The organism is Hymenobacter setariae (genome assembly GCF_007713685.1).
Taxonomy (GTDB): Bacteria; Bacteroidota; Bacteroidia; order Cytophagales; family Hymenobacteraceae; genus Hymenobacter; species Hymenobacter setariae.
This window is the reverse complement of the sequence record NZ_VMRJ01000002.1, coordinates 1,021,437-1,034,782: the sequence shown is the minus strand read 5'-3', so window position 1 is coordinate 1,034,782 and position 13,346 is coordinate 1,021,437. Positions and strand designations below refer to the sequence as shown.

The 13,346-nt window shown below is 54.3% G+C and carries 9 protein-coding genes; 2 read left to right on the top strand and 7 right to left on the bottom strand.

Annotation, left to right across the window (positions count from 1 at the left end; all coding sequences use genetic code 11):
- Positions 1-725 precede the first annotated feature (725 nt).
- Together FNT36_RS10745 and FNT36_RS10740 are read left to right on the top strand one after the other, a co-directional pair.
- Positions 726-3,971, top strand: coding sequence for a SusC/RagA family TonB-linked outer membrane protein (locus FNT36_RS10745; RefSeq protein ID WP_144847305.1), 3,246 nt, complete (start codon positions 726-728; stop codon positions 3,969-3,971).
- A 7-nt stretch (positions 3,972-3,978) separates the two neighbouring features.
- Complete coding sequence (locus tag FNT36_RS10740) at positions 3,979-5,496, top strand: SusD/RagB family nutrient-binding outer membrane lipoprotein (protein WP_144847303.1); 1,518 nt, start codon at positions 3,979-3,981, stop codon at positions 5,494-5,496.
- A 76-nt stretch (positions 5,497-5,572) separates the two neighbouring features.
- Here the strand turns inward: FNT36_RS10740 and prfB are convergent.
- The 7 genes from prfB to FNT36_RS10705 form a co-directional block, all read right to left on the bottom strand.
- Positions 5,573-6,650 (bottom strand): peptide chain release factor 2 gene (gene prfB / locus FNT36_RS10735; protein ID WP_144847301.1). Its coding sequence is split into 2 segments (ribosomal slippage): positions 5,573-6,589 and positions 6,591-6,650, totalling 1,077 coding nucleotides; the frame shifts between segments, so codons are not numbered across the junction.
- Between the two features lie 113 nt (positions 6,651-6,763).
- A complete protein-coding gene (locus tag FNT36_RS10730; RefSeq protein ID WP_144847299.1) occupies positions 6,764-7,828 on the bottom strand; it encodes a branched-chain amino acid aminotransferase in 1,065 nt (354 codons plus the stop codon).
- Positions 7,829-7,967: 139 nt separating this feature from the next.
- Positions 7,968-8,519, bottom strand: coding sequence for a cob(I)yrinic acid a,c-diamide adenosyltransferase (locus FNT36_RS10725; protein WP_144847297.1), 552 nt, complete (start codon positions 8,517-8,519; stop codon positions 7,968-7,970).
- Between the two features lie 107 nt (positions 8,520-8,626).
- Positions 8,627-9,367 carry an ABC transporter ATP-binding protein gene (locus FNT36_RS10720; RefSeq protein ID WP_144847295.1) on the bottom strand — a complete coding sequence of 247 codons (741 nt, stop codon included), beginning with the start codon at positions 9,365-9,367 and terminating at the stop codon, positions 8,627-8,629.
- An 11-nt stretch (positions 9,368-9,378) separates the two neighbouring features.
- Complete coding sequence (locus FNT36_RS10715) at positions 9,379-12,144, bottom strand: hypothetical protein (RefSeq protein ID WP_144847293.1); 2,766 nt, start codon at positions 12,142-12,144, stop codon at positions 9,379-9,381.
- 12 nt (positions 12,145-12,156) lie between these two features.
- A complete protein-coding gene (gene gatC / locus FNT36_RS10710) occupies positions 12,157-12,438 on the bottom strand; it encodes an Asp-tRNA(Asn)/Glu-tRNA(Gln) amidotransferase subunit GatC (protein ID WP_144847291.1) in 282 nt (93 codons plus the stop codon).
- Between the two features lie 107 nt (positions 12,439-12,545).
- A complete protein-coding gene (locus tag FNT36_RS10705; protein ID WP_144847289.1) occupies positions 12,546-13,322 on the bottom strand; it encodes a lysophospholipid acyltransferase family protein in 777 nt (258 codons plus the stop codon).
- Positions 13,323-13,346 lie beyond the last annotated feature (24 nt).

The following is a 13,346-nucleotide window of genomic DNA, read 5'->3' as shown; positions in this document are numbered from 1 at the left end:
AGCATCTCTGGATTACTAGCTATCAGGCTAAGACTATCAATATCCTACCCTTATTTGAATTAGCAGCTTAATATAATGGTCTACCTATTATAATAATTATGTATTTATATAATTGAGTAAGATTCAAATTCGGCTGGAAGCGCAATAATCAGGCACCGCCTAGGCTGGCGGCGCAGCAATAGTCTAAGTTAGAGTACAGTTATACACTAGCCATTACAGCGGAGGTTATTTCTCCAGCGATGACTATCAGTTTACCGGCCATTTGCGAGAAGGCTGATAACTTACAGCGTAGTTCCGCCTAGCTCTGATTAACCAACCTTAAAATTTATACCTACCGCACGTCCTAATTAAGCGCTGGTGTTCTATACACTGCTTATGATACTTGGTAGTATAGTTACTAAGCATCTCTATTGACTAGCCTAAATCACTCTCAATCAATGCTCATCAATATTTATTCCGATGAATTTAGCCCTATCACTGGTAATATTTTCATCACACAGCTCCTTTCATGCTAGCAGCACCCCTTTTGTTACATAAATACATTGATTATAAGTAAATTACAAATACGTTTTTCGCTGCTCATCAGCGCGTCTCTCATCGCTTACCGCTGCACCATATAAAGGCGGAGGCTAATTCTGCCAATTAACTTTTTGTGAATATCTTGCCAACTCAATCTGGTTGATTGGGAAGTTGCTTCCACTCCCCCCATTATTTTTTCTTTTCACATGAGACAATTTACCCCTTTAGTTATCTTACTCACAACGGGCCTCTCCCAAGTGGCTATGGCTCAGACCCGGAGTATTTCCGGCCGGGTTACTGACCAAAAGAGTGGCGAGGGGCTGCCTGGTGTAACAGTGCTTGTGAAGGGCACAACGCTCGGTACTGGCACCGGTAACGACGGTAGCTTTACCCTTAACGTACCCGCCACAGCTACCACGCTTACCTTCAGCTTTGTAGGTTACACTACGGTCGAGCAGCCTATTGGCAGCAGCCCGACACTGAATGTTTCGCTAGCAGCTGATACCAAGCAGCTTAACGAGGTAGTAGTTACGGCCCAGAACGTTGAACGGACTCGTAACTCGCTCGCTTATTCTGCTACAGTAGTGGAAGGACAACAAGTAACGGCAGCACGCAACCCGAATGCTATTAATGGCTTGTCGGGCAAAGTTGCAGGTGTACAGATTCGTCAGAGCAATACCCTAGGCGGCTCGACCAACATCCTGATTCGCGGTACCAAGTCAATCACTGGTAATAACCAACCTCTTTTCGTAGTGGATGGTGTACCGATTAGCAACGCCAATACGAATAGCACCAGCCAGCAGACAGGTGGCGGCGGCTACGACTATGGCAATGCTGCATCCGACATCAACCCCGATGACATCGCCACGATGACCGTTTTGAAAGGGGCTGCTGCAACGGCACTCTATGGCGAACGAGCTGGCAACGGGGTTATCCTTATTACCACTAAAAAAGGTCGTCAGGGTCTGGGCATCACCATTAACGGTGGTATCACGGCTGGCCGGATTGACAAGAGTACTTTTATCAAGTACCAGAAAGAATATGGCGCTGGCTATGGCCCCTATTTCAATCAAGCAGACATCAACGGCGATGGGATAAAAGACGATTATATCCAACTAAGTGCTGATGCCTCGGTTGGCCCGCGCTTCGACCCCAATCTGCAGGTATATCAATGGAACGCCTTTCAGCCTGGCAGCAACCACTTTGGCCAAAAGTCGGCTTGGGTAGCTGCTGAGAACGACCCGACTACTTTTTTCAAAACGGCATTGACGCTAAATAACAGCGTCACTATCGACGGGGGTAACGAGAAAGGCACTTTTAAGCTCGGCTACAATAGCGTTATTGACAAAGGCATCTTACCTAATAGCCAAGTCAATAAGAACGTAATCAACTTTGCTGGCTCGTTGAATATAACGCCTCGGCTAACGGCTAGCGCCAGCGTAAACTTCTCAGCTGTAACTGGGAAAGGCCGTTACGGCACTGGCTATAGCGGCACCTACAGCGAAAACCAAATGACCAACTTTCGGCAATGGTGGCAAACCAACGTCGATATGAAGGAATTGGAGCAGGCTTATCAATATGAAGGCCTTAACGCTACCTGGAACCTGAATGGATTGAATACTGATAGAGGTGCGTACTGGAATAATCCGTACTGGTCGCGCGCGAAGAGCTTTGAAACAGATACTCGTTACCGCACTTTCGGTAATGTTGCCCTCACGTACAAAGCGACCGACTGGTTTAATATTCTGGGCCGCGTAACTCTAGACTCTAACGATGATTTACAGGAAGAGCGCCTAGCCTATGGTAGCGTGAACGTATCTGGTTATAACCGCTATAACCGCACCTATCGGGAAGCTAACTTTGACCTAATTGGCAACTTCAAAGCTCGCATTGCGGAAAATGTGAGCTTCACGGGCTTGCTTGGGGCCAACTTACGTCGTCAATCGACCAGGTCTATCTATGCTGCCACCAATGGTGGCCTTGCTATCCCCGATTTTTATGCTTTGTCGAATAGCATTTCTCCGTTAATTCCACCTACTGAGGCTGATATACAGCAGGCAGTTGACGGGGTGTTTGCTAATGCCACTTTTGGCTACCGTGACATGGTATTCTTGGACCTAACGGCAAGAAGAGACCAGTCCTCTACCCTGCCAAAGGGTAATAACAGCTACTTCTACCCTTCAGCTGCGCTAGGTTTCGTATTCTCGGAACTAACCAAAGAAACCGCTCCATGGCTGTCTTACGGTAAAGTGCGTGGCAACTACGCAGAAGTTGGCAGCAGTGCTTCTGCGTACAACATATATAGTGGCTTCGACAAGCCTACCCCTTTCGGTAACACCGCCTTGTTCTCAGTACCGAGCACTCAGAACAATGCTAATCTAAAGCCTGAACGTACGAAAAGTGTTGAAATTGGTCTAGAAGCTGCTTTCCTAAACAGTCGTATCGGCTTTGAAGCCAACGTTTACCAGTCGAACACCATCGACCAGATTATCAATATCACCACGTCCGGCGCAATTGGCTATACTGGCCGCTTTGTGAATGCTGGTACTGTACGCAACCGCGGGGTTGAACTATCGGGCTACGTTAGCCCTATCCGTAACGAGAATTTTACTTGGACTATCAACGCTAACTGGACGAAAAACCAGAACCGTGTTACGGAACTCCTCAATGGCGTCGATAACATCGTACTGGCGTCGTACCAGGGTGGGGTAACGACCAATGCAACTGTTGGCCGGCCCATCAACAGTATTCGCGGCCAGAACTTTGTGTACCGGGATGGCGAGCGTGTAGTTCGCACGAATGGTTACTATCAAAAGTCAGCTACCTCTAACGAGGAAATTGCTAACCCCAATCCGAACTGGACAGGTGGTGTTTCAAACACCCTTTCCTATAAAGGCATTTCGCTCTATTTCTTAGTTGACGTTCGCCAAGGTGGCACTATCTTCTCGCTTGACCGGGCTTACGGCCTAGATACGGGCCTGCCGGTAGAAACTGCGGGCCTAAACGACCTCGGAAACCCCTCGCGCGACCCAATTGTGAGAAATGCGGATGGCACCTATGCTGCCAATAGTGGCGGTGTTATTTTCGCTGGTGTACAAGCTGATGGTACTCGCAACACCGTTCGTGCTGATAATAGCGGGGAGGACAGTGGGGCAACTGCCTATGGCACCACGGCTAACCCAGCAGCAGCGTTTGTGTACGACGCTAGCTTCGTTAAACTGCGTGAGTTATCGTTAACTTATTCGCTACCAAAAGCGTTGGCATCTAAAATTGGTGGCTTGCGAGGAATTGATTTTTCTATCGTCGGCCGAAACCTCTGGATTATTCACAAAAACCTGCCTGACGCCGACCCAGAAGATGCAGCTAGCTCTGGCAACTATGGCCAAGGGTACTCTACTGGTGCTTATCCTGCAGTCCGCACGCTTGGTGCCAATATCCGTCTTAGCTTCTAACTAAAAGATGAAAAAGTCGTTTCTTATTCTTGGGGTGGCAGCACTCTCGCTAACTAGTTCTTGTGTTAGCAATTTGGGTGATGATTATAACGTTAACCCTAAGCTCGCTGCTAGTGCCTCTGCCTCTGGTTTCATTTCTAATGCAGAGCGTACGCTGGTTCGGACAGTTACTAGCTCAAGTGTTAACCTGAACCCACTACGCTTTTACATGCAGTATTGGGCTGCTACCGACTATCCGACCGAGTCGCGGTACGACCTCATAACCCGAAACATTCCGCTCAACTATTGGAATGCCTTATATCGGGACTGCATAACTGACCTGCGGGCTGCGAAGGCGGCCGTTCCGAATGACATTGCCGTACCTGCTGCTAATAAGAACAATACGTTGGCTGTAGCAGAGCTGCTGGAAATATATGCTTGGGCCAATTTGGTCGAAGTATTCGGCAACGTGCCTTACACACAAGCACTGGACGCAACTAACTTGCAACCAAAGTATGATGACCAAGCAACGATTTATGCTGACCTCATCACTAGGCTAGATGCTGTTATCGGTAAGTTTGATACATCGACTGACATAGGGACCGGGGAAAATGACTTAATTTTTCCTGGTACTTCTGCAGCTGCTACCACTGCCGAGTGGCTTAAGTTTGCTAATGCTATGAAGCTCCGCATGGCACTTGTACTTGCGGATGTAGACCCAGGCAAAGCAAAAACTATGGCGGAAGCTACTGTTGGCAAGCTGCCTACGTCTAGTGCTGATGCAGTTGACCTTACCTTCGACCGTACTGTGCCGAACACTAACCCGCTTTACGAAGACTTGGTGTATAGCAACCGTATCGACTTTGTTGGTGCTAACACCTTCATCAACCCATTGAAGGGCATAGCAGGAAATGCAACCGGAGTACCAGTAACTGGAGCAGTAGACCCCCGATTGGATGACTACTTCAACCAGCCCACATCGCCTGATGTACCTGCTGGTACCTATGCTGGTGGTAACGTAGGAAGAACTAATAATAAAGAAACTTTATCGCAACCCGGTGATAAATTGCGGGCACAAACGCTGCCAGGTGTACTTATCTCCTACGCACAAGTAGAACTAATGCTAGCCGAAGCTGTAGAGCGCGGCTTTACGGTGGGGGGTACTGCTGCTTCGCACTATAATGCTGGCGTTACAGCTTCTATACAAGAGTGGGGTGGTACCACTGCAGATGCTACTACCTACTTGTCTTTGCCTACCATAGCCTATAATACGGCTCCTGGCGATTACAAGCAAAAAATAGGCTATCAGTATTGGGTAGCGCTGTACAATCAGCCTACTGAATCTTGGACACAGTGGCGACGCTTAGATTATCCACAACTGCCGCTTGCTGCTAGCCCTTTGAATGGCATTACGGTTATTCCACGTCGCTTCACCTATCCAGCTAGCGAGCAAAGCCTTAACGGCGCCAATTATACGGCAGCCTCAGCAGCGCTTGGTAGCACTGGCGACAACGTTGCGACTAAGCTCTTCTGGGATAAGTTTTAATTTCCCTTACATTACTAAAAAAGGCTGCCCACTTGGGCGGCCTTTTTTATTGGTCGAAATAGCTATACGCTAACCTTTAACTCTGCATCAAGAATCCTTTGATATACTCGTCTAGGTCACCATCCAGCACATTTTGCACGTCGGTACGCTCTATGCCAGTGCGCAGGTCTTTGATGAGCTTATAGGGATGCAGGACGTAGTTGCGAATCTGCGAGCCGAAGTCGATGCGCTTTTTGCCGGCTTCGACTTTGTCGCGCTCGGCATTGCGCTTATCCATCTCCATTTGATAAAGACGCGACTTGAGCATGCGCAAAGCATGCTCCTTATTCATGAGCTGTGAACGCTCTATCTGCACAGCGATGATAATGCCACTGGGGGCGTGCGTGAGGCGTACGGCCGTTTCGACCTTGTTCACATTTTGACCGCCAGCACCACCTGCCCGGAAGGTATCCCAACTGATATCGGAGGGATTGATTTCGATGTTAATCGTATCATCCACTACCGGGTAAGCAAATACAGAAGCAAACGAAGTATGCCGCCGCCCGCTGCTATCGAAGGGTGAAATGCGCACTAGGCGATGCACCCCAATTTCACTTTTGAGGTAGCCATAGGCGAAGGGACCGTCTATTTCAAGCGAAGCTGATTTTATACCGGCGCCCTCGCCAGGCTGGTAGCTTACTTGCTTCACTGTGAAGCCTTTGCTCTCGCCCCACATGATATACATGCGCATCAGCATTTCGGCCCAGTCCTGGCTTTCGGTGCCGCCGGCGCCGGGGTTGATGTCGATGATAGCCGATAATTGGTCTTCCTCGTCGGAAAGCATGCGTTTGAATTCCAGCGCTTCTACTTTCTGCTGGGTAGCGTCGTACTCAGCCTGAATTTCGGCCTCCGTGGCTTCACCCTCTTTGTAGAAGTCGAAGAGCACATCGGTATCGGCTACGGCCTGCTGCACAGCTTCGTAGTCGTCGGTCCAGGTTTTGATGCTTTTGATTTCTTTCAGCTTGGCTTCTGCCGCTTTAGAATCATCCCAGAAATCGGGCGCCAGTGTTTCAGCTTCTGCGCTAACTACTTGTTCTTTACGGGCATCGTAGTCAAAGATACCTCCTCAGAGCCTCGGCGCGGCCCTTCAAGTCCTTTATCTGGTCTTGGGTCATGTGAGTAACTAATTGAAATGGCCTAGGGCGTAGCATACGCCGTTGCAGCGGCAAAGGTCGGCATAAAAAAAGCCGCCCGGGACACGAGCGGCTTTTCTAAAGCAACGAATGCGCTACACAGCTACCATCCAGTTGTGGGGGTCGGCCGTGTGGCCCGTGCGGATGGCTTCTAGCTCGGCCCCTACCCGGCGGGCAAACGACGTGTCGGCCAGGGCTGGCAGGTCGTAGTCGTGGCCTTCGTGGCCGATGGTGGCAATGGCCGCAATGGTAGCGGCCGTGCCTACACCAAAGGCCTCAGTGAGGCGGCCGTCTTGGATGGCGGCTACTACTTCACGGCTCGATACACGGCGCTCTTCTACAGGCATGCCCCAGTCGTGGGCTAGCTGTAGCACTGAGCGGCGGGTAATGCCATCAAGGATAGATGTAGAGAGCTCAGGTGTGATGAGCGTGCCGTCGATAACGAACATGACGTTCATGGCGCCGGACTCTTCTACATATTGGTGCTCCGAAGCATCGGTCCACAGCAGTTGGTGGTAGCCTTCTTGCTGGGCAAGCTTGCTGGGCAACATGGCCGCGCCATAGTTACCCGCATTTTTGGCGTAGCCCGCACCGCCGGGAGCTGCTCGCACGTACTTCTGCTCGAAGCGCACGCGCACCGGCTTGTTGAAGAACGCCGCCACTGGGCAAGTGATGATGCCGAAGTGGTAGGTTTCGGACGGCCGCACTCCTAAGAAGCCATCGGTGGCAAACATGTAAGGCCGGATGTAGAGCGAGCTACCAGCCGCACTGGGTACCCAGCCGCTATCGAGCTTTACTAGCTCGCGCAGGCCTTGCAGGTAGATATCTTCGGGAATGGTAGGCATAGCCATGCGCTCGGCCGAGGCATTGAGGCGGCGCCAGTTGTCGAGTGGCCGAAACAGAGCCACGCTGCCATCGGCCTGCCGGTAGGCTTTGGCACCTTCGAAAATGGCCTGCCCGTAGTGCAGAGCCGAGTTGGCCGGACTGATGGCCAACGGGCCGTAGGGCATGATGCGGGGCTGCTGCCACTCGCCATCGCGGTATTCTACCGCGAGCATGTGGTCGGCAAAGGATTTCCCAAATTCGAGGTTGGCCAAGTCGAGTTCGGCAAGGCGGGACGTGCCAGCGGGCTGCACGTCAATGGTCAGAGTATCAAGCATGGCGAGGGAGCTGGGTTATTAATTCAGCACTAAAGGCGACCTAGGGCAGCCGCCAGAATGGGTGGGAAAGGTGGAATAGGGACAGGCGAGCCGACCAAAAGTTGCAGAAAGCCCTGATGGCCGAATAGCGAATGGCAAGTTACAGCCGGGGTTTCCAAGTAACTTCTTCTACGCCTAGGTCGTGGGCCATGGCCCGACTGAGCACAAAGAGGTAATCGGATAGCCTATTAAGATACATGATAACTAGGTCTTCTACGGGCGAGCTTGCGCGTAGCTCTACGGCCAGGCGCTCGGCGCGGCGGCACACGCAGCGCGCTACGTGCCCAAACGATACTGCCGGGTGGCCGCCAGGCAGCACAAATTCGCGCAGTGGAGCTAGCGTTTCGTTTAGCTGGTCCATTTCGGTTTCAAGCAGGGCCACATCGGCGGCGTGCAGGTCGGGCAGGCGCTTGTGCACTTCGTGGTCGGGGTCGGTAGCCAGATGCGAGCCGATAGTGAATAACCGGTCCTGGATTTCTTTCAGTAATCCACGGCGGGGAGCGTTTACTTCTTGGTCGCGCAGCAGTCCTAGGTAGGCATTTAGCTCATCGACCGTGCCATAGCAGTCGATGCGCAGGCTCGACTTGGGAACGCGTGCCCCGCCGATAAGTGAGGTAAGCCCCTGGTCGCCAGTTTTAGTGTATATCTTCATCGCAGAATTAACGGATTTAACGAGTGGCGCGGCTACCCATATGAAGACTAGCTACCTAACTACGCAAGCTAGTTAGGCTTCAACTGAGCCTACGGCTAAATGATGCCCTAGGCGCTCAAGGTGTTGATGGCGGGCTGCGTCACGTTATGGTTGACGTCGTCGGTTTCGATGAGGCCGTCGCGGAGGCGCACGATACGATGGGCATAGTGGGCAATGTCCTCCTCGTGCGTCACCATGATGATGGTGTTGCCCTTGGCGTAGAGCGCCTCAAAAAGCCCCATGATTTCGTAACTAGTCTTAGAATCGAGGGCACCAGTGGGCTCGTCGGCCAGCAGCACGCTAGGGGTATTAACGAGTGCGCGCGCAATAGCTACGCGCTGGCGCTGCCCACCGCTGAGCTCGTTGGGGCGGTGGCCAGCACGGTCGGCTAGGCCCACCGAGCGCAGCGACTCCAAGGCCAGTTCGTTGCGCTCGCGCTTGCCTAAGCCCGCGTAGATGAGCGGCAGGGCTACGTTTTCGAGGGCCGAGGAGCGCGGCAGCAGATTGAACGTTTGAAAAACGAAGCCAATCTCTTTGTTACGTACCTCCGCGAGTTCATTGTCGCTCATGCGGCTCACGTCTTGGCCATTGAGGATGTACTGGCCGCTGCTAGGGGTGTCGAGGCAGCCCACAATATTCATGAGCGTACTCTTGCCGGAACCCGAAGGCCCCATAAATGCCACATATTCGCCGCGCTTAATGTCTATGCTTACCGAGCGCAAGGCATGAATGTGCTCGGTGCCCATCACGTATTCCTTGGCAATGTTGGTGGTTTGGATAACGAACGGCGAAATGCTAGCAGCAGGCATGAGCAGAAAAGTTAGGGGCGAGGAGTCGGTACGGGCGCAGCATCGGCCGAGAAGGCGGCTACCGCCGCCGCATGGGCCGCTCGACGCGCCGCAAATTGCGCTAGCAAGTTAGTGTAGGCAGCGGGGTCAAGGTGCGGGCGCAGCTGGTCGAGAGCCGGCTGAGCTAGCTCAGCCAAGCCCGCATCGGCCGCCACTAGCACAAAAGCCTGCTGTAGCGGCACCGAAGACGGGTTTTCGACTAGTCCTATGCGCAGTGCTTCGTAAGCATCACCGGGCTGCTTGCGGGCCGTGTAGAAGCGAGCGGCTGCCAGCATGGCAGCTTCATTGAAAGGTGCCGTTTTTAGCAGCTGCTGGTAGAGCTTAGCAGCCTTAGCGGGTGTCTGCTCAGCCCGCTGCGCTTCAATAAGCAACTGATTTCCAACAAGCGGAGCTTGCTTGCCGACCGCTGTATTCTTGGTGCTGGCTAGCGCCGTCAACAAGTGCCGCCCCACGGGGCGTTGGGTTGTGTCGGCGCTTGCGGCCAAGCGCTGAGCCGCCACGCGGGCCGAGTCAGCTTGCCCACCTAGGGCCAGCGCCCACACGTGGGCGGGCTGGGCCAAGGGAAAGCCGTTCGTCGCGGCTAAATTGAATTGTGTAGCGGCCGTAGTGTACTGCTGCTGTTGCACTTGCCAGAACCCTAATAAATACTGGTAGTAGGCGGCTGTAGCGCTTGTACCCGCCGCCAGGGGCGCTAGCGTTTGGCGGGCAGCCAGCTCCTGGCCCCCCTTATGCTGCAACAGTGCCTGCAGAAAAACTAACTGCTCGTAGTAAGTGGCATTTTCGGGCTGGGCAGCGAGCTGCCGCAGGTAAGGCAACCAGCTACTAGCCGAGCCACCGCGCTGCACTGCCCAGAGCACGTCGTGGTAAAGCGCTGCAAATGAGGCCTCGCTCAAGAGTAGTGGCCCTTTAGCGGCAGCGGGCGCAGTGCTTGCAGCTTTTGTCAGCAAGGTCAATAGTGTCTGGTTGCTGCGCAGAGCGGGCTCCTCGGCAGTGGGCTTCATCTGCGCGCTGAGCTTGGTGGCAGCGGGTAGTAAGTTTTGCTGCGTCAGGAAAGCCAGCTGGTTGGTTTGGCTGGCGTAGGACTTGGGCGCAAGCTTCTCCGCTTTGTCTAGGTAAAAAGCGACCGAATCAGTTAGAGCCGATTGCGTGAACAGCTGAGCCAAGTCAGAAGTCAGGGCCACACTACCTGGGAAGTCCCGGCGGCCTTTGCGCAGCACGTCTAGGCCTTCAAAAAAGTCGCTAGGTCCTGCGTAGAGCGCGGCCAGGCGCAACGTTAATTTCTCATCGGGTCGTACCAGCAAGGCGCGGCGCAGGGCATTGAGCTCGTTTTGGCGCTGGTCGCGGAAGCGATACAGTGCGGCACGCCCCAACTGCGCCGTGCGGTTAAAGCGGTCGAGCACGTCGCCGCTCTCGGCATAATAGCGCTCGGCTAGTAAGGCCAAGGGCAAGTCGTCGGGGCGCGTTTCGCTCTGCTGGCGGGCCAAGTCACCGAGCAGGTTGTATTGGCCCGCCTCTACTTGGTCGAGCAGCGGCCAGCTAGCGCGCAACTGCGTTAGCAAGATGGCCGCCAGCCCTAGGAGGTACACTGTGAAGAAGGGCAGCCGGCGCGGCTCAAACACCACCCGATATACCCGCAGCCGCTGCTGCAGCAGTGAGCCAAAATTGATAAGCACGTACAGTAAAAAAGCGGCGCCTAGCCACAGCAGTGCTAGTGTGGTAAACGACCGGGCCGCCGACAAGAGCGGCGTATTTACCGTAGCCAGCGCGTAGCTGAGCGCACCAGCGGCGCCGGCCGTCAGCAGCCAGTAGAGGGGCCGGGCGGCAGCATAGGGCAACCAAGCACCATAGCTAGGCAAGCGCTGGGGCAGCCCTAGGCCCCCCGCCAGCACGGCGGGCAGCAACAGCACCAGCGGGTCGAGGCGCAGCCCAAACAGCACTTTTGCCTCGCCATTGGTCCAATAATAAAAACCCAAAGCTCCTAGGTACAGCGCACTTGCCAGCACCAGCGGCAGCAGGCCGTAACGGCTTTCGGGCCGCTCAGCCTGGGTGTTAAACCAGACAAGTGCCTTGATATTCTCGACTCCTACCCACAGCACCAGCGCAGCCACCAGCACCGCGCCACCAGGCGTGGCGTAGGCTGCCAGTTGCAAAATCGTTTCCTCGGTGGACAAACTCGTTTTAGCAAAAATGAGCCCGACCAGCCCGGCTATCAACGCACCAAATAGGGCTATCCGCCACCGAATACGTACCTGCCCGCCGAAGGCGTGCAGCCCAAAAGCCGCTCCCCCTAGGAGGCTCAAGCTTAAGATTAAAAAGCCTTGTCGGCTACCCGAAAAAATCTCCAGCGTATCGACATTCAGCGACATCAGTAGGAATATCACTGGCAGTGTGCCCGCCAAGAAGGCCGGGCGGCGTAGCATGCTCACCACTGCCAGCCAGCCGGCCAGCCCCGCGGCCAGCAACCCCAGCCACAAGCCAGCGGCTAGGGGCTGGGTGAAGGGCCCGGCAAAATCGTGAGTGAGCGTAGTGACGTAGCCGTTGGCTGGCACGGGCAGGTAGGCCGAACCTACTGCCACCGAATCGAGCGCGAGGGGCACGGGCGTTAGGTGCGGCACCAGCACCAAAGGCAGCGTTGCCGTCTCGCCCGTGAAGTAGTAATAAATGGCCAGCCCCACGGCCAGCGCTGCCAGCAGCCCCGGCACCAGCGCCGAGCGGCGCACGAAAGAGAAGTCAGCCAACGAGGTAGAGCGTTAATCGAGCACTTTGGGCACGCGGAAGTAGTCGGAGTCTTTGCGCGGCGCGTTGCGCAGGCCGTCTTGGTGAGTTACGGTATTGCGCGCCTCATCATCGCGCAATACGTTGATTTCATGCGACAAGTGCACCAAAGGCTCTACGCCCGTGGTGTCAACTTGCGAGAGCTGGTCTACCCAGTCTAGGATGCCATTCAGGTCTTTGAGCATCTGCTCTTCGCGGGCCGGGTCAAATTCGAGACGAGCTAGGTGCGCCAAGCCGCGGAGGGTTTCGGTATTCATAAGGGTAGTGCTTGCAATTAGAGTAAAGAAATGATGAGTCGAGAGCGTAATAGTTCGGAGGTAACGGCGTAAGTAGTAAGCCCATTGCCCATTACGCTCCTTACTCGTTAGCCCCGCCAGGTGCTAGGTTCGGGAATGCCCCGGCCTTCGGGCACAAAGTCGTCGGCAATTTGGGCCGCTACCTGCGCTTTGAGGGCGGGTACGTCGGCCTGGGTTAGACTTTTGGTTTCGATGGGCGCATGAAATACGGCGCGTAGCCGGGCATAGCGCACCCTTAGGCCCTTCACCGAGGGCATAAACTTGTGGTTTAGGGGCATGCTCACGGGCACGATGGGAACACCCGTAGCAATAGCCAATTGGAAAGCACCATCTAGAAAAGGTCCCAATTCCTCGCCGGGCTTGTCGCCAATGGTGCCTTCGGCAAACACGGCCAGCGACCGGCCTTCCTGCAGCTCCTTCTTGGCTTGGGCAAAGGCACGGCCTCGGCCCACGGCGCTGCCGCGATTCACCACGATGTAGGTGCCCGCAAACAGCGGCCCCCACAGGGGCACTTTCGCCAGCGAGTCTTTGCCCATCATGTTCAAGAAGCCCGGAATGGTGCGAAACAACACCAGAATATCTATGTACGAGCCGTGGTTAGACACGTAGATGCAAGGCTGCGGCACGGGGGCTGCGCTTTCGCGCACTACATCGACCGGCACTCCCCACATAAAAATCGAGAACCTAGCCCACGTGCGGTTAAGGGCGTGCAAGTGCCGCCGCCAGGCTGGCCGCCGGCTCAGCAGCCACTGTAGCGGGTAAGTGACGAAAAAAGGCGTTACAAACCAGAAGGTCGCCCATGTGGTGTATAGGCGGTGACCGATATAACGAAGCAGCGCACGCATAGGACAAAGGTAGGAGTTACCACT